This window comes from Kribbella sandramycini, assembly GCF_013131805.1.
Taxonomy (GTDB): domain Bacteria; phylum Actinomycetota; class Actinomycetes; order Propionibacteriales; family Kribbellaceae; genus Kribbella; species Kribbella sandramycini.
Genome location: NZ_JABJRC010000003.1, coordinates 367,389 through 393,020, shown reverse-complemented (window position 1 = coordinate 393,020; position 25,632 = coordinate 367,389). Strand labels below are relative to the sequence as shown.

At 68.2% G+C, this 25,632-nt stretch carries 23 protein-coding genes; 17 read left to right on the top strand and 6 right to left on the bottom strand.

Annotated features, from left to right (window positions below; translation table 11 throughout):
- Positions 1 to 171: 171 nt before the first annotated feature.
- Complete coding sequence (locus HPO96_RS15310) at positions 172 to 1,383, top strand: pyrophosphate--fructose-6-phosphate 1-phosphotransferase (RefSeq protein WP_171674112.1); 1,212 nt, start codon at positions 172 to 174, stop codon at positions 1,381 to 1,383.
- 1 nt (position 1,384) lies between these two features.
- Here HPO96_RS15310 and HPO96_RS15305 read toward each other — a convergent pair whose 3' ends face one another.
- Both HPO96_RS15305 and HPO96_RS15300 read right to left on the bottom strand, forming a co-directional pair.
- Positions 1,385 to 1,792, bottom strand: coding sequence for a low molecular weight protein-tyrosine-phosphatase (locus HPO96_RS15305; RefSeq protein WP_337796644.1), 408 nt, complete (start codon positions 1,790 to 1,792; stop codon positions 1,385 to 1,387).
- 14 nt (positions 1,793 to 1,806) lie between these two features.
- A complete protein-coding gene (locus HPO96_RS15300) occupies positions 1,807 to 2,193 on the bottom strand; it encodes a phage holin family protein (protein ID WP_171674111.1) in 387 nt (128 codons plus the stop codon).
- 249 nt (positions 2,194 to 2,442) lie between these two features.
- Between HPO96_RS15300 and HPO96_RS15295 the strand changes: the two genes are divergently transcribed.
- Genes HPO96_RS15295 through HPO96_RS15260 form a run of 8 tightly spaced genes read left to right on the top strand, consistent with a single transcriptional unit; the run spans position 2,443 to position 11,190 of the window.
- Positions 2,443 to 3,534 carry a DUF4185 domain-containing protein gene (locus tag HPO96_RS15295; RefSeq protein ID WP_171674110.1) on the top strand — a complete coding sequence of 364 codons (1,092 nt, stop codon included), beginning with the start codon at positions 2,443 to 2,445 and terminating at the stop codon, positions 3,532 to 3,534.
- The gene (locus tag HPO96_RS15290) at positions 3,531 to 4,226 is read left to right on the top strand and encodes a FadR/GntR family transcriptional regulator (RefSeq protein WP_171674109.1); all 696 of its coding nucleotides are present in this window, start codon (positions 3,531 to 3,533) and stop codon (positions 4,224 to 4,226) included. The genes HPO96_RS15295 and HPO96_RS15290 overlap by 4 nt, the downstream gene beginning before the upstream one ends.
- Positions 4,227 to 4,246: 20 nt before the next feature.
- Positions 4,247 to 5,512 (top strand): ABC transporter substrate-binding protein, encoded by a 1,266-nt coding sequence (locus HPO96_RS15285; protein ID WP_171674108.1) that lies wholly within the window; start codon positions 4,247 to 4,249, stop codon positions 5,510 to 5,512.
- Positions 5,509 to 6,384, top strand: a complete 876-nt coding sequence (locus HPO96_RS15280; RefSeq protein ID WP_171674107.1) for an ABC transporter permease subunit — start codon at positions 5,509 to 5,511, stop codon at positions 6,382 to 6,384. The genes HPO96_RS15285 and HPO96_RS15280 overlap by 4 nt, the downstream gene beginning before the upstream one ends.
- Positions 6,371 to 7,180 (top strand): carbohydrate ABC transporter permease, encoded by an 810-nt coding sequence (locus HPO96_RS15275; protein ID WP_337796643.1) that lies wholly within the window; start codon positions 6,371 to 6,373, stop codon positions 7,178 to 7,180. The genes HPO96_RS15280 and HPO96_RS15275 overlap by 14 nt, the downstream gene beginning before the upstream one ends.
- A gap of 10 nt (positions 7,181 to 7,190) precedes the next feature.
- Positions 7,191 to 7,946, top strand: a complete 756-nt coding sequence (locus HPO96_RS15270) for an SDR family NAD(P)-dependent oxidoreductase (protein ID WP_171674106.1) — start codon at positions 7,191 to 7,193, stop codon at positions 7,944 to 7,946.
- Entirely contained in the window at positions 7,943 to 9,157 is a 1,215-nt protein-coding gene (locus HPO96_RS15265; RefSeq protein ID WP_171674105.1) for an enolase C-terminal domain-like protein, read from the top strand. The genes HPO96_RS15270 and HPO96_RS15265 overlap by 4 nt, the downstream gene beginning before the upstream one ends.
- Positions 9,154 to 11,190, top strand: coding sequence for a glucosidase family protein (locus tag HPO96_RS15260; protein ID WP_171674104.1), 2,037 nt, complete (start codon positions 9,154 to 9,156; stop codon positions 11,188 to 11,190). The genes HPO96_RS15265 and HPO96_RS15260 overlap by 4 nt, the downstream gene beginning before the upstream one ends.
- A 1-nt stretch (position 11,191) precedes the next feature.
- Here the strand turns inward: HPO96_RS15260 and HPO96_RS15255 are convergent, their stop codons facing one another.
- The gene (locus tag HPO96_RS15255) at positions 11,192 to 11,860 is read right to left on the bottom strand and encodes a GntR family transcriptional regulator (RefSeq protein WP_171674103.1); all 669 of its coding nucleotides are present in this window, start codon (positions 11,858 to 11,860) and stop codon (positions 11,192 to 11,194) included.
- 139 nt (positions 11,861 to 11,999) lie between these two features.
- Between HPO96_RS15255 and HPO96_RS15250 the strand changes: the two genes are divergently transcribed.
- A complete protein-coding gene (locus HPO96_RS15250) occupies positions 12,000 to 13,595 on the top strand; it encodes a phage tail tip lysozyme (protein ID WP_171674102.1) in 1,596 nt (531 codons plus the stop codon).
- Positions 13,596 to 13,608: 13 nt separating this feature from the next.
- Complete coding sequence (locus HPO96_RS15245; RefSeq protein WP_171674101.1) at positions 13,609 to 14,223, top strand: PEGA domain-containing protein; 615 nt, start codon at positions 13,609 to 13,611, stop codon at positions 14,221 to 14,223.
- Between the two features lie 62 nt (positions 14,224 to 14,285).
- On the opposite strand, the gene HPO96_RS15240 is transcribed toward HPO96_RS15245, so the two are convergent.
- Positions 14,286 to 15,158, bottom strand: a complete 873-nt coding sequence (locus HPO96_RS15240) for a dimethylarginine dimethylaminohydrolase family protein (protein ID WP_171674100.1) — start codon at positions 15,156 to 15,158, stop codon at positions 14,286 to 14,288.
- A 109-nt stretch (positions 15,159 to 15,267) separates the two neighbouring features.
- Here HPO96_RS15240 and hisC point away from each other — a divergent pair, with 109 nt between their 5' ends.
- Entirely contained in the window at positions 15,268 to 16,368 is a 1,101-nt protein-coding gene (hisC, locus tag HPO96_RS15235; RefSeq protein ID WP_171674099.1) for a histidinol-phosphate transaminase, read from the top strand.
- Positions 16,365 to 17,090 carry an SDR family NAD(P)-dependent oxidoreductase gene (locus tag HPO96_RS15230; protein ID WP_171674098.1) on the top strand — a complete coding sequence of 242 codons (726 nt, stop codon included), beginning with the start codon at positions 16,365 to 16,367 and terminating at the stop codon, positions 17,088 to 17,090. Before hisC ends, HPO96_RS15230 begins: the two co-directional genes overlap by 4 nt.
- Before the next feature lie 149 nt (positions 17,091 to 17,239).
- On the opposite strand, the gene HPO96_RS15225 is transcribed toward HPO96_RS15230, so the two are convergent.
- Both HPO96_RS15225 and HPO96_RS15220 read right to left on the bottom strand, forming a co-directional pair.
- On the bottom strand, positions 17,240 to 17,812 hold the full coding sequence (locus HPO96_RS15225; protein WP_171674097.1) for a hypothetical protein: 573 nt from the start codon (positions 17,810 to 17,812) through the stop codon (positions 17,240 to 17,242).
- 417 nt (positions 17,813 to 18,229) lie between these two features.
- Entirely contained in the window at positions 18,230 to 19,183 is a 954-nt protein-coding gene (locus tag HPO96_RS15220) for an EamA family transporter (RefSeq protein WP_171674096.1), read from the bottom strand.
- Between the two features lie 392 nt (positions 19,184 to 19,575).
- Here HPO96_RS15220 and pdhA point away from each other — a divergent pair, with 392 nt between their 5' ends.
- From pdhA to HPO96_RS15200, 4 genes are all read left to right on the top strand, one after another.
- On the top strand, positions 19,576 to 20,748 hold the full coding sequence (gene pdhA, locus HPO96_RS15215) for a pyruvate dehydrogenase (acetyl-transferring) E1 component subunit alpha (RefSeq protein WP_171674095.1): 1,173 nt from the start codon (positions 19,576 to 19,578) through the stop codon (positions 20,746 to 20,748).
- Between the two features lie 3 nt (positions 20,749 to 20,751).
- Positions 20,752 to 21,729, top strand: coding sequence for an alpha-ketoacid dehydrogenase subunit beta (locus HPO96_RS15210; protein ID WP_171674094.1), 978 nt, complete (start codon positions 20,752 to 20,754; stop codon positions 21,727 to 21,729).
- The gene (locus HPO96_RS15205; RefSeq protein WP_171674093.1) at positions 21,729 to 23,090 is read left to right on the top strand and encodes a dihydrolipoamide acetyltransferase family protein; all 1,362 of its coding nucleotides are present in this window, start codon (positions 21,729 to 21,731) and stop codon (positions 23,088 to 23,090) included. Before HPO96_RS15210 ends, HPO96_RS15205 begins: the two co-directional genes overlap by 1 nt.
- 137 nt (positions 23,091 to 23,227) lie before the next feature.
- A complete protein-coding gene (locus HPO96_RS15200; protein WP_171674092.1) occupies positions 23,228 to 25,630 on the top strand; it encodes an NPCBM/NEW2 domain-containing protein in 2,403 nt (800 codons plus the stop codon).
- Positions 25,631 to 25,632: the final 2 nt, after the last annotated feature.

Below are 25,632 nucleotides of genomic sequence, written 5' to 3'. Positions count from 1 at the left end.
AGACCACCGCGGATACTGAGCGTAGGCCGTCCGCTTGAGAAACGCCTGAGAACCCGCTGACCGGTTGCGAAGGAACCCGGTGTCCGAGGGACGGGCACCGACCACCGTGGAGAGTGGTCTACCTCACTACGCTGGTACCGACTTCAGCGACCTTCGGAAGGACCCTGACCCATGGCTGCCGACAAGTCTGTCCGCAGAGTTGCCCTGCTCACGGCCGGCGGCCTCGCGCCGTGCCTGTCGTCCGCCGTCGGCGGGCTGATCGAGCGCTACACCGAAGTGGCGCCCGACGTGGAGATCATCGGATACCTGAACGGCTACCACGGCCTGCTCAGCGGGCGGCACGTCGTCGTCACGCCCGAGGTCCGGGCGAAGGCGGCGCTGCTGCACAAGTTCGGCGGCAGCCCGATCGGGAACAGCCGGGTCAAGCTGACCAACACGGCCGACCTGGTCAAGCGCGGCCTGATCCAGGACGGGCAGAACGCGCTGCAGGTGGCGGCCGAGCGCCTGGTCGCGGACGGCGTCGACGTGCTGCACACCATCGGCGGTGACGACACCAACACCACCGCGGCCGACCTGGCGGCGTACCTGCAGGAGCACGACTACGACCTGACCGTGGTCGGCCTGCCGAAGACGATCGACAACGACGTGATCCCGATCCGGCAGAGCCTGGGCGCGTACACCGCCGCCGAGCAGGGCGCGCTGTTCGCGCGGAACGTCGTCGCCGAGCACAGCTCGAACCCGCGGATGCTGATCGTCCACGAGGTGATGGGCCGCAACTGCGGCTGGCTGACCGCCGCCACTGCGCAGGCCTACCACCAGTGGGTCGACCAGCAGGAGTGGAACCCGGGCATCGGCCTGGACCAGGGCGGCTGGGACGTGCACGCGGTCTACGTGCCGGAGGCAACCATCGATCTGGACGCCGAGGCCGAGCGACTGCGTAAGGTGATGGACGAGAACGACTGCGTGACGATCTTCCTGTCCGAGGGCGCCGGCGTCCCGTCGATCGTGGCCGAGATGGAGGCCCGCGGCGAGGAAATCGGGAGGGACCCGTTCGGGCACGTCAAACTGGACACGATCAACCCGGGCGCCTGGTTCGCCAAGCAGTTCGCGGAGCGGATCGGCGCCGAGAAGACGATGGTCCAGAAGAGCGGTTACTTCAGCCGCTCGGCCGCGGCGAACGACGCCGACCTGGCCCTGATCAAGGAGTGCGCCGACTTCGCCGTCGGCGCGGCGCTGCGCGGTGAGAGCGGCGTCGTCGGCCACGACGAGGAGCGCGGTGACGAGCTGCGCGCGATCGAGTTCCCCCGGATCGCCGGCGGCAAGGAGTTCGACCCGGGTGTGGAGTGGTTCGTCGCCCTGAAGGCCGAGATCGGCCAGCCGTAGGTCAAGCGCGGAGGCGGTCGACGAGTACGTCGGCCGCCTGCTCGATCTGCAGCAGCACCTCGTCGAAGCCTTCGTCGTCCCCGTAGTACGGGTCCGGGACGTCGGCATCGGCGAACATCTCGACCGTGCCCGGGCCGGTCTTCAGCTCGGCGTAGTGGCCGGCGTCCATCGCGAGGATCAGATCCCGCTCGCCGAACCAGGCCGGCCGGAACTGGCGGGCCCGGTGCGCGCTCCCGTCGTACCCGTGGCGGCCCAGGGCGGCCGCGGCGCGGGGATCCATCGGATCGCCCGCGTGCCAGCCGCCCGTTCCCGAGCTGGTGACCGTGACGTCGTCGATACCGGCCGCGGCCAGCTTCGCGCGGAGCACCACCTCGCCGATCGGTGACCGGCAGATGTTGCCGGTGCACACGACCTCGACGTACCTCAGCGGAGCTCGGCCTTGTCCGGCAGCACCGCGTTGATGATCATGCCGACGATGCTGATGATCAGTGCGCCGAACAGCGCCGACCAGAAGCCGTCGACGTGGAACTGGACGTCGAGTTTGCCGGTGATCCACGACGTCAGCAGCAGCATCGCGGCGTTGATCACGAAGGTGAGCAACCCCAGCGTCAGGATCAGCAGCGGGAGCGACACCAGCTTGACCAGCGGCTTCACCACCGCGTTCACCACGCCGAAGATGGCCGCGACGATCAGCAGCGTGAGGATCTGCCGGCTCCGGGTGGCGCCCTCGATCGTGATCCCGCCGACGAGCCACGCCGCGACCGCGAGCGCGACCGCATTGGCGAGCAGCCTGATGATCAGATTCTTCATACCTCGATCCTTCCACTCCACCCCGAATCGCACGCCCCGTACACGCCCTGACCCGCCCCTGAACTCTTGACCAGCCCGGGCCCCGGCCCCAGCCCGCCCGGACGATGCCCGATGACCGGCCCTCGACAATCATCCCCCGGGCAGCGCGTCCCATGGGCCTCGATCCGTCGCTCACCTCGGCCTGGCGCGAGTGCGTCTGGCCAGGTGTCAGCTCTTGACACGTAAATGACCAAGTGATCAGATCAATTCATGCGGAGCCTGCTGGTGTTGTCGTTGGTGGCGGCTGGGTTGGGCGTGCCGACGGCCGCCCAGGCGGCTGACTGCGGCGCTGTGCGGACGGATTGGACGGCGCAGACGGAGCCGCATGCTGCGCCTGAGGGGTTGCTGAATGCGTACAGCGACAGCGGGCGGGGGTGGACGGGGGCTGACAGCACCTACTCGGTTCAGCTTTCCGGTGGGCGGACGGCTTGGGTCTTCTCCGACACCTTCCTCGGTCCGGTCAATCCGGATGGGAGCCGCCCGCGGACGACGCCGTTCCTGAACAACTCGTTCGTCGTCCAGCAGGGCACGAAGCTGACCACGGTCACCGGCGGTACGCCGTCCAACCCGACTGCGCTTGTTTCGCCGCCGGCCGACGGCTGGTACTGGTTCGGCGCCGCACAGACCAGCAATGCCGGCCGCAACTTGGACGTCGTCGCGCTGCGCTTCGAAAAGACCGGTAGCGGTCAGTGGGACTGGCGCTGGGCCGCCAACTACCTGGCTCGGTTCGACAGTCGGACGTACCAGCTGCGATCGCTGAAGCCGCTGCCCTCTCGGGCCAACGTGCAATGGTCGGGCTGGCTGCTGCGCGACGGCGGCTACACCTATGTGTATGGCGTCGAGGATCTGGGCGCTTCGAAGTACCAGCACGTCGCCCGAGTGCGCGGGGACGATCTGACTGCGCAGCCGTGGCAGTACTGGACCGGCAGTGCGTGGTCGGCAGATGAGACCGCGTCGACCAGAGTGCTCGAAGGGGTTGCGAACGAGCACAGTGTCACGCGCTGGAGCGACGGATACCTGCTCGTCACGCACGACACCAAAGAGCTGTTCAGCAAGCGAGTTGTCGGCTACTTCGGCTGCTCGCCGACCGGCCCGTTCGTGAAGCCGGTCGAGCTCTACCAAACCCCCGAGACCGGCGGCAACCACATCACCTACAACTCCCACGAGCATCCGCAACTGCGCAGTGGTAGCAAGCTGTTGGTGAGCTACAACGTCAACAGTCTGGTCAGCGACGAGCTGTACGACGACGTCAGCATCTACCGGCCGCGGTTCGTCAACGTCGCGCTGCGAGCCGCCCGATGACCGCCGTCGTCCGCCGAAGCCTGCTGGACGACCTGGCGACGTCGATGCTCGATCTGATCGCGGACCGCAAACTCGCGGTGGGCGACCAGTTCGAGTCGGTGCGGTCGTTGGCCGAGCGGTTCCAGGTCGCCGTACCGACAGTGCGGGAGGCGTTGCGCAGGCTGGAGGCGATCGGGGCTCTCGAGCTCCGCCACGGCTCCGGCGTGTACGTCGGGCCGAACGTGGGCCGGATGGTCCTGGCCAACCCACTGCCGCTCAAACCGACCGCAGGCCGGCTCGTCGAGCTGCTGCAAGCCCGTGCGCTCATTGAGCCGCCAGTGGCCGCGCTGGCGGCCAAGGCCCGGGTGGAGAGCGCGCTCGCGCAGATGGAGCACGACCTGGTGCAGGCGGCCGAGCTGATCACTTCCGGCGACCACGACCGGCTGGCCGAGATCAACATGGACTTCCACCGCGCACTGGCACAGGCCGCCGGAAACGCGACCCTCGCCGAGGTGGTCGAGTCGGTGACCGTGGTGAACGTCCGTGAGCAGCTGGAGATTCTGCACATCCACGGCGATCGCGAGACCGACCTCGCCGAGCATCGGGCCATTCTGGCCGCGGTTCGCGCCGGCGACCACGTGCTGGCCGAGCAGCTGACCCGTGCGCACCTGGACGGCGTCCTCGCCGTCATCAACGCCCGTGTGAACCCCTGACCTCTGGAGGACGCACCGCCATGCGAAGCATCAGCCGTTGGAAAGCGCTCACCGCGCTGGCAGTGACCGGAACGCTCGCCCTCAGCGCCTGCGGCGGCGCCGCGAAGCCGAGCGCGGACACACCTGTCGACTCGCTGAAGTTCTACAACGACAAGGGTGGCTGGAAGGACGCATTCGCCCAGGTCGGCGCCGCGAGCAAGCAGGACGTCGGCGTCGGGATGGAGCCGGTCGGCTACTCCGACTCCAACACCTACACGGCTTTCATCCGCTCCTCGTTCCGGACCAAGGAGAAGGCGGATCTGTTCAGCTGGCACACCGGCAAGGAGCTCGAGGATCTCGTCGACAACAAGCTGGTCGCCGAGACCACCGACCAATGGGCCAAAGCAGTTGCCGATGGCAACGTTCCGGAGCAGCTCAAGCCCTACTTCACCTTTGACGGCAAGCAGTACTGCGTTCCGCTGAACGCGGGCTACTGGGTGATGTACTACAACAAGGCCGTCTTCAGGAAGGCCGGGATCACCCAGAACCCGAAGACATGGACCGAGCTGCTCGCCGTCGCCGACAAGGTCAAGGCGGCCGGGGTGAAGCCGTTCTACCAGACCAGCATCCTGTTCAGCTTCGTCTGGTTCGAGACGCTGCTCGCCGGTAAGGACCCTGATCTGTACGACGCGCTCGCGGCCGGGAAGGCGAAGTACACCGACCCCGGTGTGGTCGAGGTGATGAACGACTGGAAGAACCTGATCGACGCCGGCCTTTTCAGCGACCCGGGCGCGAAGACCGAGCCGCAGGCGCAGCTGAAGAGCGGCGATGTCGCGATGGTGAACTTCGGGACCTGGTTCAGCGGATCGCTGAACACGCTGAAGATGAAACCCGGTACCGACTACGACTTCTTCATCATCCCGAACGTGAACCCGGCGCTGCCGAAGACGTCGATGATCTTCGAAACCGGGCCGCTGTGCTCGGCCGCGGCGAGTGAGCACGCGTCGACGGTCAAGAAGTGGACGGACTGGTGGCTCACCCCACAAGCGCAGACCGCCTGGGCCAACTCGCGGGGCGACCTGTCCTTCAATCCGAAGGCGGAGGTCAAGGACGAGGGTCTGGCCCAGCTGAACAAGGACGTCGAGGGCTTCCGGCTGATCAATCGCTGGTTCGAGGCGACGCCGGTGCCGGTTGCGAACAAGGCCCTGGAAGTCTTCGGCGCGTTCGTCACCAAACCCGGTGACCCGATGCCGGGCCTGCAGAAGATCCAGGCCGAGGCGGACGCCTACTGGGCCAAACAGAAGTGAGCGCCCGCACCGGTGCGCGGGCGGCGCCGCTCTTCGGCCTGCCGGCCGTAGGCATCGTCGCTCTCCTCCTGTACCTCCCGTTCCTGTGGACGACGTACGTCAGCTTCACCTCCTACGACGGACTCGCCGCACCGGAGTGGGCCGGGCCGGCCAACTACCGGGCGATGTTCAGCGACCCGGATCTGCTGGGAGCGTTGACCAACACCCTGCTCTGGGTGGTCGGCATGGTCACGCTGCCGGTCGTGCTCGGCCTGCTGATCGCCGTACTGACCTACGGCCATCGGTGGGGCACTTGGCTGCGCCTGCCGTTCCTCTTGCCATATGCGATCTCTGGTGTGGCGGTTGGGGTGATCTGGGGGTTTGTACTGCAGCCGGACGGCGCGCTGGGGCAGGCGCTCGGCTTCCTCGGGCTGCCGGGTGCGCACACCGGCTGGCTGCAGTCCGGTCCGGGGAACACGCTGATGATGATTGTCGCCGTAACCTGGCAGGCAGCCGGGGTGAATGCGCTGCTGTTCGTCGTCGGCCTGCAGTCCATTCCAGGTGAGCCGTTGGAGGCTGCGCGACTGGACGGCGCCGAGGGGTTCAGCCTGTTCCGGCATCAGCTCTGGCCGCAGTTGCGACCGATCACCACGGTTGTGGTCGGACTGTCGATCGTCGGCAGCTTGAAGACGTTCGACGTGGTCTGGGTGATGACGCAGGGCGGTCCGGGGACGTCGTCCGAGACGCTGGCGTTGTCGATGTACAAGGAGACGTTCGTGCTGAACGACTACGGCCAGGGGGCTGCGATCGCGTTGTTCCTCAGCCTGGTCACGTTCGCCGCGTCTGTTCTGTATCTGCGCTACCAGTTGGGGGAGTCGCGTGAACAGGGTTAAGACCGCGTTCCTCGTCGTACTGGGCCTGCTGTGGCTGGCGCCGGTCTACCTGCTGCTGGTGAACGCGTCCAAGGCTGTGGACGCGTACGACGCCAAGGCGGTCTGGAGGCCGGCTGGGTTCGCACTGTTCGGCAACTTCGGTGATGCGTGGTCGAAGGCGGCGCTGGGGGACACCCTGGTCGCGACGACGCTCTACAGCGTGGTGTCGCCGCTGCTCGCCGTACTGGTCGGTGCAGCCATCGGGTACGCGATTGTCGTGCTGCGGCTGCGGTACGGGTTCGCCTGGTTCGTGTTCGTCTTCGGCGGCACGATCTTCCCGCTGCAGATGGTGCTGATGCCGCTGTTCACCGGGTACGCCGACACCGGCCTCTACGACACCCGGACCGGGCTGGTGATCGTCTACACCGCGATCAGCGTCCCGTTCGCGGCGTTCGTGATGCGCAACTTCTTCACCGGGATCGCCCGCAGCGTCTTCGAGGCGGCCGTGGTCGACGGCGGCAGTCTGCTCCGGATCTTCCGCAGCATCTACCTGCCGATGGCCGGCTCCGCCCTCGCCGCGATCTTCATCCTGCAAGCCACCTTCGTCTGGAACGACCTCCTCCTCGGTCTGACGCTCAGCCAGTCCGAGTCGGTCCGTCCGATCATGCCGGCCCTCACCGGCCTCCAGTCGACGTACGGCGGCGCCGCGCTGCCCACTGTCCTGGCCGGCGGCCTGCTCGTCTCGCTCCCCACCGTCGTGCTCTTCCTGGCGGCCCAACGCTTCTTCACCCGAGGCCTCTCCCTCGGCCAGTTCTGAAAGGACGCCCATGCCCCGCACCGTGGTAGTCACCGGAGCCGCCGCCGGCATCGGCCGAGCCGCCGTACACCGCTTCACCACCGCCGGCGACCGCGTCATCGCCCTGGACCGCGACGAGCCCAGCCTGGCAACCCTCCGCACCGAGCTGGCGGAGACGGCTCAGATCACCACCCTCGTAGTAGACGTGAGCGACCGCCAAGCCCTAGCCACGGCAGCAACCCAGATCGAAGCCGTGGATGCATTGGTTTGTGCTGCTGGGGTGCAGCGATACGGGACGGTCATCGACACTCCCGCTGACGTCTACGACGAGGTGATGAGGGTGAACGTCGGGGGCGTGTTCTTCGCCTGCCAGGCGTTCGTGCCGCGGCTGCTACGCGGCGGGAGCGTGGTGGTGGTTTCGTCGGTGCAGGCGTACGGAGCCCAGACGGGCGTGGCGGCGTACTCGATGGGGAAGGGCGCGTTGCTGAGTCTGGTGCGGGCAATGGCGGTGGACCACGCGGCGGACGGGATCCGGGTGAACGCAGTGTGCCCGGGCTCGGTGGACACACCGATGCTGCGGACGTCGGCCGAGCAGTTCGGTGGCGGACGGACGACGGATGAGGTGCTCGCGGACTGGGGTCGGTCGCATCCGCTGGGCCGAGTGGCCAAAGCGAGCGAGGTGGCCGACGTCATCCACTTCCTGACCACACCCGCGGCCGCGTTCGTGACCGGCGCCGATGTGAAGGTCGACGGCGGCTTGACCGCCCAGCTGGCGGTGCGCCTGTGAAGATCGTCGATATCCGCGCCACCACGGTGACGGTCCCGCTGGAGGCGCCGCTGCGGCACAGCAACGGCGCCCACTGGGGGCGTTTCGTCCGGACAGTGGTCGAGGTCGAGGCCGACAACGGCCTGATCGGTCTGGGCGAGCTGGGCGGTGGCGGCCAAAGCGCAGAGGACGCCGTGGCCGGTCTCAAGCCCTATCTGATCGGCCACGACCCCGCACGAACCGAAGCGCTGCGCTGGATGCTTGCCAACCCCACTGCAAGCCTCTACAACAACCGCACCCAACTGCTGGCCGCGATCGAGTTCGCCTGCCTCGATCTGCAAGGCCGGGCCCTCGGCGTCCCGGTGCACGAACTGCTCGGCGGCAAGGTCCGCGACCGCGTGCCGTTCGCCAGCTACCTGTTCTTCCGACACCCCGCGGACGACGGCACCGGCGAAATCCGCACTGCGGACCAACTGGTCGCGCACGCGCGCAGTCTGGTCGACCAGCACGGTTTCACCGTACACAAACTCAAGGGCGGCGTCTTCGCCCCGGACTACGAGCGAGAGTGCTTCCGCGCCCTCGCAGCCGCGTTCCCCAACCACCGCGTCCGTTTCGACCCGAACGGCGCCTTCAGCGTCGAGGAGGCGATCCGCTTCGCCCGCGGGATCGAGGATCTCGACAACGACTACCTCGAGGACCCGACCTGGGGCCTGAACGGGATGCGCCGCGTCCGCGCCAACACCCGCATCCCGCTGGCCACCAACACCGTCGTGGTCAACTTCGAGCAGCTCGCCGCGAACATCCGCGACCCGGCGGTCGACGTGATCCTGCTCGACACCACGTTCTGGGGTGGCATCCGGGCCTGTGTGAAGGCGGCCGGCGTCTGCGAGACCTTCCAGCTCGGCGTCGCGGTGCACTCCTCCGGTGAGCTCGGCATCCAGCTGGCCACCATGCTGCACCTGGGCGCCGTCGTCCCCAACCTGGCCTTCGCCGCCGACGCGCACTACCACCACCTGCGCGACGACATCATCACCGGCGGCAAGCTCCCGTACGCCGACGGCGCGATCGCGGTCCCGGACGGATCAGGGCTCGGCGTCGAACTCGACCGGGACAAGCTCGCCGAGTACGCCGCGCTCTATCGCGAACTCGGCAACTACCCCTACGACCGCGATCCGGCCCGACCGGACTGGTACCCCCTGCTCCCGAACACCGATTGGGCCGACCCTTCATGATTCCGCGCTGCGCCGACCTCGCAAGCGACGTCCTGACCCACACGTACGACGACATGTTCAACCCGCCCGGCCTGACGAACTTCCTCGGCACTGCTCAGGTCGACCACGACATCGTCGCCATCCGCAGTGTGAACTTCCCGCCGTTCTCGCACGGCGACTGCATCACCGGCCAGCTGTACGTCGATGGCCGGCTGGTCCGCTCGTACGGCGGCGTCGTCGAGGTGCTGTGGCGACCGGACCACGTCGTCCGGTCGACCACGGTCGACGACCTCACTCTGCGCACGGTCACCGCCTGTGCTCCCGGCCGCCCCGCAGTCGTCGTCCAGCTGGAGCTCACTGGCGTACCGGGGCGCACTGTCGAGCTGGGCTTCGCCCTGGCCAGTACGGCGACCGGTGCGGACGGCGGCTGGTCGCAGTACCTGCCGCCGTCGGAGCCGAACACGCTGCATGAGGTGGACGGCCGAGTGCTCGGAGTGGGGGAGTCCGGGTCCGCAGTGAGCCTGCAGGGGCTCGACGTCCCGAGTGAACTCGACCGGGCGATGCTGAGAACCACTGTGGTGCTTGACGATCAGGGGCACGGTCAGCTCAGCTACGTGCATGTGCTGGCGCGCGACCTGACCGAGGCCGAGGACCACTTCACGGTCTGCGCCTCCGATGTGGCCTCGGTACTCGCTGTGGCCGAAGGTGTCTGGGACATGGCGCTCGCGGACGCGTTCGACCCGGACGGCGACGGCTTCAGCGGCTCGCTGCCCGTTCTGGAGACCAGCAACGAGGCGCTGCGCAAGCTGTACTGGTGGGGCGTTCTCGGCGTCATCTGGTTCCGCCGGGACAACCCGGCCAGCGTGCTCGGGCGGGCCTACGACACCCTGATGCCGCGGCACTGGGCGACGACGACCTTCATCTGGGACTACAGCCTCTCCTCGCTGACCCACGCACTGCTCGACCCGGAGCCGATGCGGAAGCACATCGAACACTGGATCGACCTCGACATCCACGAACACTTCGGGACCGAGTGGCTGACCGGCGGTCCGGTCGGACAGTGGTACTCCGTGAACGACTTCGCGATGACCCGCCTGGTCCGGGACTACGTGCGATTCACCGGGGACTCCGGCTTTCTGAAGACCGCGGTGGGTGAGAAACCCGTAGCCGAGCATTTGACCGACTGGGCGACGGCCTGGCGCGGGCTGCGCGGCAAACACGCACTGGCGGACTACGGCGGTATCGACAACCTCCTGGAGTGCGTCAGCAGCTACGTGCACGAGGTGGCCAGCTTCAACGCCGCCAACGTCTGGTGCCTTCGGGTGGCCGCCGAAATCACTGGGAACGACGACCTGCGCCGAGAGGGCGACGAACTGGCCGGCCATGTCAAAGAGCTCTACATCGACGGCGCCGGCCACTGGAACGCACGCCAGCCGGACGGCGAGCTGATCCCGGTCCGGCACTGCTACGACTTCAACATCATCGGTACGACGATCGCTGCGGACCTCTCACCCGACCAGCGCGCCGAAATGGTCGCCTTCTTCCAGAGCGAGCTCCAAACGCCCACCTGGATGCGTGCGCTCTCGCCGTACGACGCCGACGCGTCCTTCAGCCTGCGGCCGGACCACCAGTGGAACGGCGCCTATCCAGCCTGGCCGGCCGACGCGGGCCGCGCACTGATCGCGCTCGGCCGCCCCGACATCCTGATCGACTGGCTCCCCGGCCTGGCCCGTTCAGCCAACCAGGGCCCCTGTGGACAAGCGCACTTCGTCGAGGAAGGCGCACCACTGCTGGCCGGCGGCGCCCGCAAAGCCCCGCCACAGGACCCCTACCTGATCGACTGGGCCTGCTCGTCGTCCGGCGCGTGGGTCGCGCTCGTCCTCGAAGGCATCTTCGGCGTGGAGGTCGCCCTCGACGGCGCAGTCACCGCCGGCCCGCAGCTAGCCGCCCTGGACCCCACAGCCCGACTCCGCGGCCTGCGCATCGGCGGTACGACGTACGACGTCACGGCCGACGGGATCCGAATCGGGGAGCCGGACGTCGAAGGCGAGTGACTCAGCTGGGTGGGGTGGCGATGGCTTCGAGGAGGGACTCCTCGGCACCGGCCAGGTGGCGGCGGAGCTCGTCGACGCACTCGTCCAGCTCGCCGCGTTCGAGGAAGCGGATCAGCTTGCGGTGCGAGGCGACCTGCTGGGTGGCGTCCTGGCGGAGGGCGTCGACGCGAGCCAGCGCGAGGCGGGCCTCGGCGGTGATCGAGTCCTGGGTGGCGATCAGGCGGTCGCTACCGGTCAGCGCGACCAGGCTGCGGTGGATGGCCAGGTGCGTCTCGGTCATCGCCTCCGGGTCGGCGCCGTCCTTGGCGGTGGCGGCGAACGTCCGCATCGCCGCGCGGACCTGCTCGCGGGCCGCCTCGTCGGCCTCGAACCACGCCCGGATACCGGCCGACTCCAGCACGAACCGGGCCCGGCAGATATCGGCCACCGCGGCCGGAGCCAGGATCGCGACGCTGACGCCCTTGTTCGGCTCGCGGATCGCGAGCCCCTCGGTGACGAGCATCGTCATCGCCTCGCGCACGGTGCTGCGGGCGACGCCCAGCGCCTCGGCCAGCGGCTGCTCACGCAGCGGCGTGCCGGGTTCGAGATCGCCGGCGAACAGGGCCGACCGCAGTGCGTCGACCACCCGATCCACCGTGGTCGAGCGGTCCACCCGCAGCCGTTCGTACATACATAGATTCTCTTCCAATCCGCCCGTGTTGTCGCGTGCGGCACGGCTCGGACTGGTCGCCTGTGGATAACTCACGACACAATGACCTCGATCTGAGGCAGGATTTTGCTCAGCAGCCGCCCACCCCGAGGAGTGCCCGATGACCAGCAAGGTCCCGCAGTTCCTGGGGCTCAGCTTTGGTGGTCTGCTGCTGCCGTTCATCGTGCTGTTCGCGTTGATCGCGGGCAGCCTGATGGGGATCGAGGCCTCGGCCGACGACTGCGGCACCTCCAGCGGGCAGAGCTCGGCGTTCGCCTGGCCGACCGACGAGCGGGAGTTCGACGAGGAGTGGTCCGCCGAGCACAAGGGCGTCGACTTCGACGTCGACGAAGGCTCCCCGGTCTACGCGGCCGAGTCCGGTGAGGTGATCTACAACGCCAACAACGAGATCCGGATCAAACACGGCAGCGGCGTCGAGACGCGGTACAAGTTCTTCAAGGAGCTGACCGCCCAGGTCGGCGCGCAGGTCACCCGCGGTCAGAAGATCGGCACCTCCGGCTCCGGCGACGAGGAGGAGGGCGCCAGCGGTGAGCACCTGCACTTCGAGCTCTGGGTCGACCAGGGCAACGGCCCGGAGAGCGTCGACCCCAAGGAGGACTCCTTCGGCGAGGCAGGTACGGGCGGTTCCGGCGCCGGCTGTTGCGCCGGCGGCCCGCTGGTCGGTAGCAACGAGCAGCAGCAGGCCTTCAACTACCTGGTCGCCAACGGCTACAGCAAGGAGCAGGCGGCCGGTGTCGTCGGCAACATGATCGTCGAGTCGGCCGGCGTGCACCCGATGATCCTGCAGAACACTCCGGCCAGTCAGAAGACCAGAGCCCAGGACGCCGAAGGCAGCTCGCTGGGCTACGGCATCGTCCAGTGGACGCCGGCCGGCAAACTGATCACCCAGTCCCGGCAGGCGGGTGTCTCCTACGAGACGATCGAGACGCTGGCCTACCAGCTCGACTTCCTGCGCCGCCAGCTGATCGGCGAGACGAAGTCTCCGGAGAAGTTCGCCGGTGACAAGCTCCGCGCGACCACGACCGTCGACGACGCGACCTACGCCTTCGGCTACTACTACGAGCGCTTCGGCGCCAAGGACGACCCGAACGCGTACACAGTCCGCAAGCAGGGCGCTCGCCAGGTCCTGGAGACGTACGGCGGCGGCACGGGCAACCCGGGGACGGGCCCGTCCACCGGTTGCGGCGCCGGTAGCGGCAACATCGCCGAGGTCGCCAAGAGCCTGGCCTGGCCGGAGGAGGGGCACGACACCTCCGGCAGCGTGAACGGCGGTGAGGCCACCGCGAAGCCGGAGTTCGTCGCCGCGATGAAGAAGTACAACGACCCGAGGGGCTACCTGGCCTACACCGACTGCGGCCGGTTCGTCGCTACCGTGATGCACATGAGCGGCGCCGACACGAAGTTCCCGAAGGTCTCGACCGGCGTCCAGTTCAACTACATGAAGACCTCCGGGAAGTACAACTCCTGGCACGGCACCCCACCCGGCGGGATGAAACCCGGTGACATCCTGAACGGTCCGGGCCACACCTACCTGTACGTCGGCCCGTGGGGTAAGGAGGGCCGGGGCTACACCGCCGCGTCCGGCTCGCTCGGCGGCCACGTTCCCGAGGCCGGCCACCTGTACGGCGTCGGCGGTCAGTTCACCGTGTTCCGGCTGAAGCCGGCCGCGGGCACCACGCCGGTTCCGGAAGCCTGAGGAGGTCAGCTACATGGAGGACGAAGGCCGGCAGCCGCTGTTGCTCGGCGCGATCGCACTCGCGGTCGCGATCGTGGTGATCGGCGGTTTCCTGATCCTGCGCGGCGGCTCCGAGGCGAAGCTGACCGTCACGTCGATCCCGAACGACCTGACCCTGACGCTGGACGGTCAGCAGGTCGCGGCGTCCGGTGAGCTCAAGGTCAAGAAGGGCACTCACACGCTGACCGGTGAGCGCCGCGGGTTCCAGACCTACTCGACCACGTTCAGCGCCGACGGCGACGAGCTGGCGATCAAGATGTACCTCTACGCGAACAGCGCCGAAGGTCGCGAGTGGACGAAGAACAACCCCGAGCAGGAGCTGGAGCTCGAGCGCGAGGCCGGCCGGCAGTACGACCAGACGCAGCAGCGGCTGGTCGCCAAGTACCCGATCATCCAGTCGCTGCCGTTCATCGGCGTCGGTTTCAAGGCCGACTACACGAGCTCGAAGACCGACCCGAACAACCCCGAGGCCATCTCGGTCACGATCCTCACCTACGCGCCGGATGCCAAGGAGAAGGCGCTGGAGTGGATGCAGCAGAACGGCTGGGACCCGAACACCCTCGACATCGTCTACAGCACGGTGAAGTAGGCCGCGTACAGAGATCGGCCGCCCACACCGGACGGGGTGTGGACGGCCGCAGGGGTGGTGGCTCAGGCGGGCAGGTGCAGCTCGCCGCCGGGCGTGCTGATCCCGGCCAGCGGGAAGTCCAGCGGGTTGGTCAGGCAGCGGGCCGAACCGCCGCCCTTGTGGAACTCGCTCAGGTCGACGAGCACGACCCGCAGGCCGAGCCCGGTCATGATGTCGTGCAGCCGCGGTGAGCAGGCCGGCATGATGATCGTCTCGTTCACCACCAGCGAGTTACCGCTGAACGCGAACGCCTCCTCGTCGGTGAGCACGATCGGGTCCGGCACGATCCCGGCCAGCTCGGCCTGGCTCGCGGCGTCGAAGGCCGGCGGGTAGATCATCGCGTGCGTGCTGTCGACCGGGCAGAACGGCAGGTCGAGGTGGTACATCCCCTCGTGGGCGATCCGCAGGCCGCGGACCCGGATGTCCCATTCGGTGGCCAGGTGCTTGAGCGCCTCGGCCTCGGAGCGCGGCCCGTAGCCGACGACCAGCGCGTCGCCGAAGACGAACGCGTCACCGGATTCGAAATGCGGGCCGACGCCGTCCCCGCCGGTCCGGCCCAGGTCGAAACCCTGGCCGGTGAACCAGTCGGCGGCGGTCAGCGACTCCTTGCGCCGCGGCTCGAACCGCATGTGCGAGAGCATCGCCCGGCCGTCCGCGGTCGCGAACCCGAGGTTCATCGCGTAGACCATGTCCGGCGAGTCCTCCCGCTGGGCCAGCACCTCGACCGCGCCGCCGGCGTCCACGATCGCCTGCCGGAGCGCGTCCCACTGCTTCAGAGCGAGCTCGGGATCGGGCTGATCCTGGGTGGACATGTACGGGTTGATCACGTAGTCGATCCGGAAGTGGTCCGGACGGACCATCAGATACCGGCGACCCCACTCCAACGGCTGACTCATGAACACCCCTCCACTGCCTGATTGTCCGACAATCAGTCAGTTTGAGGCTTCCGGGTCGGTTCCGCAACAACGGGTTCCGCAACCCGGCTGTCAGGACTAACCTGCGGCCATGACTCCTGACAATGGTGTACGGATTCCGGACAGCGGCGTCCGTTTTCGCGGGTGCCTGGACGAGGTCGCGGCTTACAAGCCCGGTCGTCCGCCCGTGACCTCCGACGGCCGGCCGTCGTACAAGTTGTCCAGTAACGAGAACCCGTACCCGCCGTTGCCGGGGGTGCTGGCGGCCGCGACCGACGCCGCGCAGCATATGAACCGCTACCCGGACATGGGCGCCGTGGAGCTGCTCGAGACGCTGTCGGAGCGGTTCGGGGTACCGGTCGACGACTTCGCGGTCGCCACCGGGTCGGTCGCGTTGCTTTACCACCTGCTGCAGGCCGCGGTCACCCACGGCGACGAGGTCGTCTACGCCTGGCGCTCCTTCGAGGCGTACCCGATCGCGGTCCAGCTGACCGGTGCGACCTCGGTCCAGGTCCCGCTGACCGAGGACGCGCGGCACGACTTCAAGGCGATGGAGGCGGCGATCACCGACCGGACGAAGGTCGTCCTGGTCTGTACGCCGAACAACCCGACCGGCCCGGTCGTGCACCGCGACGAGCTGCTCGCATTCGTCGACGCCGTGCCGTCCGACGTGCTCATCGTGCTCGACGAGGCGTACCGGGAGTTCGTCCGCGATCCTGAGGTCGTCGACGGCGTCGAGGTCTACCGGGATCGCCCGAACGTCGTCGTGCTGCGGACGTTCTCGAAGGCCTACGGGCTGGCCGGTTTCCGGATCGGGTACGCGATCGGTCACCCGCCGGTGGTCGCCGCGATCCGCAAGTGCGCGCTGCCGTTCGGCGTCAGCTTCATCGCCCAGGCCGCCGCGCTGGCATCGCTGCAGGCCGAGGACGAGCTGCTCGCGCGCGTCGAGGAGCTGGTGACCGAGCGGACCAGGGTCGTCACCGAGCTGCGCGCGGCCGGTTGGCGGGTGCCGGACACCCAGACCAACTTCGTCTGGCTCGATCTGGGTGAGGAGACCCTCGACTTCACCGCGGCCGTCCAGGCCGAAGGCGTCTCGATTCGCCCGTTCCCGGGTGAGGGCGTCCGGGTCAGCATCGGCGAGCGGGCCGCGAACGACCTCTTCCTCCAGGTCGCCTGCGCCTGGCGCCGGTGAGCTCACTCGTCTGGATCTCCGGGGCCTCGGCCGGGATCGGGGCGGCGCTGGCCGCCGCGGTCCCGTTTCCGGCGGCCCGAGTGATCGACCTGTCCCGGCGCGGCGGCGGACCGGCGTCCGAGCACTTCCGGGCCGACCTGTCCGATCCGGCCGACTGGGCTCGGGTCGAGGAGCACTTCGTCCGCGAGCTCACCGGATTCACCGGCGAGCGAGTGGTCTTCATCCACAACGCCGGCACGGTCAACCCGATCGCTCCTGCGCACGCGGCTGACAGCGCGGCCTACGAGCGCGCCGTCCTGCTGAACTCGGCGGCGCCGCAGATCCTTGGCCGCGCCTTCCTGCGCGCAACGGCTGCTGTGGACGTCGCACGACACCTGATCATGCTGTCGTCGGGGGCCGCGACGAAGGCGTACGCCGGATGGTCGGCGTACGGCGCGGGTAAGGCGGCGGTCGAGAGCTGGGTCCGGACGGCCGGCGCCGAGCAGGCGGCAATCAATGGGTGTCAGGTGGTCGCGGTGGCGCCCGGGGTGGTCGACACCGCGATGCAAGCCGAGATCCGGAGTACCGACGAGCGCGACTTCCCGGCGGTGCAGCGCTTTCACGACCTGTTCGGAGCTGGTGAGCTGACCGCGCCCGCGGACGCCGCCGCCGGCATCTGGTCACTTCTGGGCCGGGAGCTGCCGAACGGCGCCTGCGTCGATCTCCGCACGCTGCCGACATAAAAATCCGGCCCTCGCTGGGACGAGGGCCGGGACGTGAGTGCGGCGCCGGGAGGAGTGAGGCTTTCTCCCGGCGCCGCCGGTGTTGCTACCGAATCAGTCAACCCACCGAGTTGACTCTTTCGGGTCCTGCATCACTGACCAGGGAGGGGTCAGTTGTTCTCGGACTCGAGCTCGCAGGTGCTCAGCGAGTCGACCGAGTTCGCGTGCTGGCCGAGGCCCAGCAGGCCGTTGAGGCCGTCGGCCACAACCTGGCCGCCGACGCCGTTGACCGGAACGGTGTTGTGGCAGGCCTGAACCGGGCCGACCGCGTTGTCGCTGACGGAGATGATCCCGTTGCTCGCGCGGTACCACTTGCCGTTGTTCTTCGAGTCGGTCTCGCAGGTCTTGACCGCGGTGGCCTGGTTGCCCTTCTGGTCAACGCCGATCAGACCGACGATGTCGTGGGCCACAACCTGGCCGCCGACGCCGTTGACCGGAACGAAGTTGTCGCAGGCCTGAACCGGGCCGATGGCGTTGCCCTCGATCGCGACGAGCGAGCCGCTCTTCTTGATCCAGTACAGCTTGCCGGCGTAGCCCTTGGCGGACGCAACCGACGCCGCGTCGGCCAGGTCCGCGCCCTTGGTGGCGCCGTCGAGGACGTTGGCGCTGACGACGGTGGCCAGGCCGAGGGTGGCGACGGTCGCCACGGCCGCGGCAGCGGCGATCTTACGAGTTACCTGCATTTTGCCAGGTTTCCTTTCGGGTTTGACGGATTCGTCTTAGTGGTAACGACACCTGTCATGCCCGGTTACAAACTTTTTCGTCAACTACCTAAGTCATAGCGCAGCTGTAATGAGATCGCTGACTGCGCAGGAGAAGTTGCGGGAAAGTTGTAGTGGAAGCGGCCGTAACGCCTGGTCAGGAGCCTCGTTGAGTGAGCGCGGGTGACGGAAAAACCGATGATTCGGAAGATTGTTTCGGCGGGCTCGGTGGCCATCGAATAGGCAATACCACGAAGATTCGGAATCGTCGGAACCATTGCCGGAGTTTCGCGCCGTGTTTTTTCGGGGCAGGGCGCGCGACCGGCACCATGGCCCGCTGCCGCGCGCATCGGCAGCGGTGGGAGACCCGGGTCCTTCGGGCCCGGGTCCTTCCTTCCCCTACTTCTCCGCCGCAATTGTTCGGGGCCGGCGTTCGGCCGTCACGAGCAGCGCGACCCCGCAGATGATGACCGCGCCGCCGGCGAGGATCTGCCAGGTCACCGGCTCGCTCAGAATCAGCCAGCCGAGCAGCACCGCGACCGCCGGGTTCACATAGGCATAGGTCCCGATCAGCGAGATCGGCGCGTTCGCCAGCAGGTAGGAGTACGCCGAGTACGCCAGCAGCGACCCGAAGAACACCAGATAGAGCAGTGCGAGCCAGCCGCTGGTGTGGATCCGGTCCAGGTGCAGGTCGCCGGGCTCGCCGCGGACGACGCCGAGCAGCAGCATCGCCGTCCCGCCGAAGAGCATCTCGTAGAGCGCCGTCACCAGCGGGTCCTTCGGCAGGCCGAGCCGCGGCGAGAATCGCGAGCCGGTCGCCCAGGAGATCGTGCCGAAGACAATCAGTGCGATCGACAGCGGTTTCGCGGTCGTGTCGCCGCCGCCGGACAGTGCGAGGACGGCGACGCCGGCGAAGCCGATCAGGACGCCGAGCCAGCTCAGCAATCGGGGCCGCTCGCCGCCGCCGACGCGTAATGCCATCAGCCACAGCGGCGTCGCGGCGACGAGCAGCGCGGCCAGCCCGGAGGGCACCGTCTGCTCCGCGATCGCGACCGCGCCGTTGCCGAAGGCAAGTAAGAGCAGTCCGACGACGGCCGCGCCGACCGCCTCGCGGCGGGTGATCCGGAGCCGGCTCCAGCCCGACGTCAGGCCGAGGATCAGCGCCAGCAGGCTGCCGGCGACCAGGAAGCGGGCCGCCATCCCGAGCAGCGGCGGGATCTCGGCCTCGACCACGATCCGGATCGCCAGGTAGGTCGACCCCCAGACGACGTACACGATCGCCAGCGCGGTCCAGATCATCGCGGCCGAGGCGGTGCGGCCGGTGCTGGTCGTGGGAGCGGCAGTGGCGGTCATCCGGCCTCCGGTGCTGTCAGGAGTGTTATTGCACGATGGTGCTTACGTTATGAGGGTGCGCGGGGGAGCGCAAGGGTTTTCCTGCCAGGCGTGAACAACATAGAGACACATGTCACATCGGGTGCTGGAGTGCGGGATCCCGCGGCTGCGCGCGGGAAACCTGACCAGTGGATGGACTGGTGTCTCGTGTCGAGACCAATTTCGGTACCGGCGTACGCACGAGCGTCCAGACTGTTAGCGGATCAGGCACCTGCTCGGTACGGTGTGCGGAAAGTGGTGCATCAACCCTGGATCCACGCGGTCCTGCCTGCGAAGCCTCACCCGGCGGATGGGCCGGGCCCCGTGCAACGTTGCGGTCGCGGCGATCCCGCGCTCGAACCCGAGGAGTGCATGTGAGTGAGTCGGTGCCGGGGACTCCCCCGGAAGTTTTCGCGCCCGTCGAGGTGCCGGTCAGTCCGGCTCAGCCTCCGGAGGAGGTCGAGTTCGTCCAGCTGCTGACACCCGAAGGTGAGCGTGTCGAGCATCCGGACTATTCCTTCGACCTCGACGACGAAGCGATCAAGGGCTTCTACCGGGACATGGTCCTGGTCCGCCGGATCGACGCCGAGGCGACCGCCCTGCAGCGCCAGGGCGAGCTCGGCCTGTGGGCCTCGCTCCTCGGCCAGGAGGCCGCGCAGATCGGCTCCGGCCGCGCGCTGAACGCCAAGGACATGGTCTTCCCGACCTACCGCGAGCACGGCGTCGCCTGGTGTCAGGGCGTCAACCCGCTGAACCTGCTCGGTCTGTTCCGCGGCGTCGACCAGGGCGCCTGGGACCCGAAGGACAACAACTTCCACCTGTACACGATCGTGATCGGCGCCCAGACGCTGCACGCGACCGGGTACGCGATGGGCCAGCAGCGCGACGGTGTGCTGGGCGGCGGCGTCGATGGTGATGCAGGCGAGGCCACGATCGCCTACTTCGGCGACGGCGCCAGCAGCCAGGGCGACGTGAACGAGGCCTTCATCTACGCCTCGGTCTTCAACGCGCCGGTGGTTTTCTTCTGCCAGAACAACCAGTGGGCGATCTCGGAGCCGATCGACCGGCAGACCCGGATCCCGCTGTACCAGCGCGCGGCCGGGTTCGGTTTCCCCGGCGTCCGCGTCGACGGGAACGACGTCCTCGCGACGTACGCCGTCTCCCAGCAGGCGCTGAAGCGCGCCCGGGAGGGCAGCGGCCCGACGCTGATCGAGGCCTACACCTACCGGATGGGCGCGCACACCACCTCCGACGACCCGACGAAGTACCGCCTGAACGAGGACCTCGAGCACTGGAAGCTCAAGGACCCGATCGAGCGCGTGCACGCCTACCTGAGCCGGCACGCCGGGGTCGACCACGACTTCTTCGACGAGATCGACGCCGAGGGCGACAAGATCGCCGCCGAGCTCCGGGCCGGCTGCCTCGCGCTGCCGGACCCGCAGCTGACCGACTTCTTCCAGCACGTGTACGTCGAGGAGACGCCGCAGCTGGCCGAACAGCGTGCCCAGTACGCCGCCTACGCGGCCTCGTTCGACGGGGAGGGCTGAGCGATGACCAAGATCACTCTCGGCAAGGGCATCAACGCCGGTCTGCGGGCGGCCATGGAGGCCGACCCCAAGGTCGTCGTCATGGGTGAGGACATCGGCAAACTCGGCGGCGTCTTCCGGGTCACCGAAGGGCTGCAGAAGGACTTCGGCGAGGACCGGGTGATCGACACCCCGCTGGCCGAGTCCGGCATCATCGGGACGGCGGTCGGTCTCGCGCTGCGCGGCTATCGGCCGGTCTGCGAGATCCAGTTCGACGGGTTCGTGTTCCCGGCGTACGACCAGATCATCAACCAGGTCGCGAAGATGCACTACCGGTCGATGGGCAAGATCAAGATGCCGGTCGTGATCCGGATCCCGTACGGCGGCGGTATCGGCGCGGTCGAGCACCACTCGGAGTCGCCGGAGGCGCTGTTCGCGCATGTCAACGGGCTCAAGGTGGTGACCTGCGGCGACCCGGTCGACGCGTACTGGATGATCCAGCAGGCGATCGCCTCGGACGACCCGGTCGTCTTCTTCGAGCCGAAGCGGCGATACCACGAGAAGGCCGAGCTGGACGAGTCCGTCCCGCCGGCGCTGCCGCTGCACCAGGCGAAGGTGGTCCGTGAAGGTGCCGACGCGACGCTGCTCTGTTACGGGCCGATGGTGAAGACCTGCGTACAGGCCGCCGAGGCCGCGGTCGAGGACGGCCGCAACCTGGAGGTCGTCGACCTGCGGACGATCTCGCCGTTCGACCTGCCGACGATCTTCGCGTCGGTGAAGAAGACCGGACGGGCGGTCGTCGTCCACGAGGCGACGCTGTCGTTCGGGCCGGGCTCGGAGATCGCGGCGCGCGTCTCGGAGGAGTGCTTCTACCACCTGGAGGCGCCGGTGCTGCGCGTCACCGGGTTCGACACCCCCTATCCACCGTCCCGGATGGAAGAGGAGTACCTGCCCGATCTGGACCGGGTCCTCGACGGCGTCGACCGCGTGATGGGGTACTGATGGGCATCCAGCAGTTCCGCCTGCCCGACGTCGGTGAAGGTCTCGTCGAGGCCGAGATCGTCAGCTGGAAGGTCAAACCCGGCGACACGGTCAAACTGAACGACACCGTCGTCGAGATCGAGACCGCCAAGTCCCTGGTCGAGCTCCCCGTCCCCTTCGCCGGCACCGTCCACGAGCTACTCGTCCCCGAAGGCGAAACCGTCGACGTCGGCACCCCCATCATCGCCGTCCTGACCGACGCCCCCGACGAGCCCGCCGCCCCGGCCCCCAAGCCCGCCGCCGACGAAGGCCGCACCGCGGTCCTCGTCGGCTACGGCCCCCGAACCACCGAAGCCAAACGCCGCCCCCGCAAATCCGGCACGCCCGCCGAGGCTCCCGCCGGCCCCCGGCCGGCCCCCGCCTCGGCTCCTGCTACTTCTGCAGCGCCCGCTGGGCTTCCTGCGGTGGCGGGCGGCGCTGCCGCCTCCGCTTCCTCTCCGGTTGCTGTTAGCAATGTTCGGGTTCTGGCGAAGCCGCCGGTTCGGAAGCTGGCGAAGGATCTTGGGGTTGATCTGGGGGCGGTTGTTGCTAGTGGGCCGGGTGGGATTGTGACCCGGGCTGATGTGGAGAACCACGTGAGTACGCCGGCGGCGGCGGTTGCTGCGCCGACGGTGGTTGCCGGGCGGGGGGACACCCGGGTGCCGGTGAAGGGGGTGCAGAAGGTGATGGCGCAGGCGATGGTGGCCAGTGCTTTCACGGCACCGCATGTGACCGAGTGGATCACGGTCGACGTGAGCGCGACGATGGAGCTGGTGGAGCGGCTCAAGGCGGACAAGGCGTTCCGGGAGCTGAAGGTGTCGCCGTTGCTGATCGTCGCGAAGGCGGTCACGCTGGCGGCCCGGCGGACGCCGGTGATCAACGCGGCCTGGGACGAGCAGGCCCAGGAGATCGTCTACAAGGGCGCGGTCAACCTCGGCATCGCCGCGGCCACCCCACGGGGCCTGATCGTGCCGAATATCAAGAACGCCGACCAGCTCACGCTCCCCGAGCTGTGCGGCGCGCTGAACGGTCTGGTCGCCACCGCCCGCGAGGGCAAGACCGCGCCGGCCGACCAGGCCGGCGGCTCGTTCACGATCACCAACGTCGGCGTCTTCGGTGTCGACGCCGGCACCCCGATCATCAACCCCGGTGAGGCGGCGATCCTCGCGTTCGGCGCCGTCCGCAAGCAGCCCTGGGTGGTGAACGACGAGATCGTCCCGCGCTGGATCACCACGCTGGCGCTCTCCTTCGACCACCGCCTGATCGACGGCGAGAAGGGTTCGATCTTCCTCGCCGATGTCGCGAGCATCCTGGAGGACCCGGCCCGCGCGCTGATGTTCTGACCGAGTACGCCGAAGAACCCGGGTGGACCACCGCCCGGGTTCTTCGCGTACTGGTCCAGAGCATGGGGATTGCCGCCGTCCGGCCCGGCGGATAGCGTCCGATGAGCCGACCCGGAACCGCCCTCCAGGGAGTTCTCATGCGACGTCTGCTCGCTGTGCTGCTTGCGCTGGTCCTGTCCGCGATCCTGGTGCCGACCGCGTCCGCGCGGCCCGCCGCCAAACCGAATCTGGCGCCGACGCCCCCGATGGGGTGGAACAGCTGGAACACCTTCCACTGCGATATCAACGAGAACCTGATCAAGCAGACCGCGGACGCGATGGTGTCGTCGGGGATGGCCGCCGCCGGCTACAAGTACGTCAACATCGACGACTGCTGGATGGCTCGACAGCGGGACGGCGCCGGCCGGCTGCAGCCCGACCCGGTCCGGTTCCCCGGTGGGATCAAGGCGATCGCTGACTACGTCCACGCGCGCGGGCTCAAACTCGGCATCTACTCGTCGGCCGGGTCGCACACCTGTCAGGGCCTGCCCGCCAGCCTCTACCACGAGACGACCGATGCACAGACCTGGGCGAGCTGGGGCGTCGACCTGCTCAAGTACGACAACTGCGGCCAGCAGGACGGCATCCCGGCTCAGACCCGCTACAAGCGGATGGCCGACGCGCTGCAGGCCAGTGGCCGCGACATCCTCTACAGCATCTGTGAGTGGGGCCAGAACCAGCCGTGGCTCTGGGCTGCCGAGACCGGCGGGCACATGTGGCGCACCACCGGCGACATCGAGAACAACTGGTCCAGCGTGGTCGGGCTGCTCGACCAACAGGTCGGTCTGGAGCAGTACTCCGGTCCGAACGCCTGGAACGACCCCGACATGCTTGAAGTCGGCAACAGCGGTCTGACGTACGGCGAGAGCCGTGCGCACATGAGCCTCTGGGCAATCCTCAACGCGCCGCTGATCGCCGGGAACGACCTGCGCTCGATGCCGGCCTCGACGCGCGATCTGCTCACCGATCCCGACGTACTGGCGGTCAATCAGGACTGGGCGGGTCGTCAAGGCGCGAAGCTGCGTGACGACGGCGACCTGGAGGTGTGGTCGAAGAAGCTGTCCGACGGCTCGGCCGCGGTGGTCCTGTTCAACCGCGGATCCAGCCCGGCCACGATCGGTACGACGGCGGCCGCGCTCGGGCTGCCTGCCGCTTCGGCGTACGCGGTGAAGGATCTGTGGAGCAACACGACCAAGGCGTCGACGGGTGCGGTCCGGGCGCAGGTGCCGTCGCATGATGCGGTGATGTTCCGGGTGACGCCGGGCGCGAGTGCGGAGCTGGCGCCGATGGTGCTCGTCGAGGCGACGCCGGAGAAGCCGTATGTGACGACCGCTGGGCGGGTCGACGTCCAGGCGCAGATCCACAACGACGGCCCGGCAACGCTGACTGCCGCCGAGGTGACGCTGACTGCACCGACTGGCTGGACGGCAACGCCGGATGGTTCGCCGCAGCTCGGAACGATCGGGGCTGGTCAGACTGGTGCGCTGAAGTACCGCCTCACCGCGACGAACCCGCCGCTTGGCCCAGTACAGCTGGCAGCCAACGGCAGCTGGAAGTGGAACGGCGCCAGCCAGTCCGGCAGCGGAGTCGGTCGCTTCACGGTGGCCACCGTGCCACCGGTCGGGCGGACGGCATTGTCGGATCAGACCTGGGCGTTCGCAGAGAACGGCTGGGGTCCGGTCGAGCGTGACCGTAGCGTCGGTGAGCAGGCCGCTGGTGACGGCAAGTCGCTGACTGTCGCCGGCACGGTCTACCCGAAGGGCCTTGGTACGCATGCGCCCGGCCAGATCGGCTACTTCCTGGACGCCCAGTGCAGTCGGCTGACTACGAAGGCCGGTATCGACGACGAGGTCGGTAACCAAGGTCAGGTGCGGTTCGAGATCTGGGGCGACGGGACGCGGCGCGCCGAGGCGACTGCATCCGGCGCCGGTGGCGCCGTCGAGCTCAGCGCTGACCTGACCGGCGTACAGGTCCTCGAACTGCACGTCGACCCGCTCGAGACGATGAACTACGACCACGCCGACTGGCTGACGCCCGAGCTCACCTGCCACGGCACACCGCCGCCGGCCGGCACGACTCAGCTCTCCGACCGCCCGTGGATCTCGGCCACCAACGGCTGGGGCCCGGTCGAGCGTGACCGCAGCGTCGGTGAGCAGGCCGCGGGTGACGGCAAGCCGCTCACGGTCGCGGGGACGGTCTACCCGAAGGGCCTGGGCGCGCACGCCAACAGTTCGATCACCTTCCACCTCGGCAAGCGCTGCACAACCCTCACCGCCAAGGTCGGCATCGACGACGAGGTCGGCGACCGCGGCCAGGCCCGCTTCGAGGTCTGGGGTGACGCCACCCGCCTCGCCCAAGCCGACGCGACCGGCGCCGGCCCCGCCGTCCCCCTCACCGCCAACCTCACCAACGTCACCACCCTCGAACTCCGCCTCGACACCCAAGGCTCTCCCGACTTCGACCACGCCGACTGGCTGGAACCGACCATCACCTGCACCTGAGA

What these genes read in the sequence shown, in the direction of transcription:
- HPO96_RS15310 (WP_171674112.1), top strand. Translation starts at nt 172, where the DNA reads ATGGCTGCCGACAAGTCTGTCCGCAGAGTTGCCCTGCTCACGGCCGGC.
- HPO96_RS15300 (WP_171674111.1), bottom strand. Translation starts at nt 2,193, where the DNA reads ATGAAGAATCTGATCATCAGGCTGCTCGCCAATGCGGTCGCGCTCGCG.
- HPO96_RS15295 (WP_171674110.1), top strand. Translation starts at nt 2,443, where the DNA reads ATGCGGAGCCTGCTGGTGTTGTCGTTGGTGGCGGCTGGGTTGGGCGTG.
- HPO96_RS15290 (WP_171674109.1), top strand. Translation starts at nt 3,531, where the DNA reads ATGACCGCCGTCGTCCGCCGAAGCCTGCTGGACGACCTGGCGACGTCG.
- HPO96_RS15285 (WP_171674108.1), top strand. Translation starts at nt 4,247, where the DNA reads ATGCGAAGCATCAGCCGTTGGAAAGCGCTCACCGCGCTGGCAGTGACC.
- HPO96_RS15270 (WP_171674106.1), top strand. Translation starts at nt 7,191, where the DNA reads ATGCCCCGCACCGTGGTAGTCACCGGAGCCGCCGCCGGCATCGGCCGA.
- HPO96_RS15260 (WP_171674104.1), top strand. Translation starts at nt 9,154, where the DNA reads ATGATTCCGCGCTGCGCCGACCTCGCAAGCGACGTCCTGACCCACACG.
- HPO96_RS15255 (WP_171674103.1), bottom strand. Translation starts at nt 11,860, where the DNA reads ATGTACGAACGGCTGCGGGTGGACCGCTCGACCACGGTGGATCGGGTG.
- HPO96_RS15250 (WP_171674102.1), top strand. Translation starts at nt 12,000, where the DNA reads ATGACCAGCAAGGTCCCGCAGTTCCTGGGGCTCAGCTTTGGTGGTCTG.
- HPO96_RS15245 (WP_171674101.1), top strand. Translation starts at nt 13,609, where the DNA reads ATGGAGGACGAAGGCCGGCAGCCGCTGTTGCTCGGCGCGATCGCACTC.
- HPO96_RS15240 (WP_171674100.1), bottom strand. Translation starts at nt 15,158, where the DNA reads ATGAGTCAGCCGTTGGAGTGGGGTCGCCGGTATCTGATGGTCCGTCCG.
- hisC (WP_171674099.1), top strand. Translation starts at nt 15,268, where the DNA reads ATGACTCCTGACAATGGTGTACGGATTCCGGACAGCGGCGTCCGTTTT.
- HPO96_RS15225 (WP_171674097.1), bottom strand. Translation starts at nt 17,812, where the DNA reads ATGCAGGTAACTCGTAAGATCGCCGCTGCCGCGGCCGTGGCGACCGTC.
- HPO96_RS15220 (WP_171674096.1), bottom strand. Translation starts at nt 19,183, where the DNA reads ATGACCGCCACTGCCGCTCCCACGACCAGCACCGGCCGCACCGCCTCG.
- HPO96_RS15210 (WP_171674094.1), top strand. Translation starts at nt 20,752, where the DNA reads ATGACCAAGATCACTCTCGGCAAGGGCATCAACGCCGGTCTGCGGGCG.
- HPO96_RS15205 (WP_171674093.1), top strand. Translation starts at nt 21,729, where the DNA reads ATGGGCATCCAGCAGTTCCGCCTGCCCGACGTCGGTGAAGGTCTCGTC.
- HPO96_RS15200 (WP_171674092.1), top strand. Translation starts at nt 23,228, where the DNA reads ATGCGACGTCTGCTCGCTGTGCTGCTTGCGCTGGTCCTGTCCGCGATC.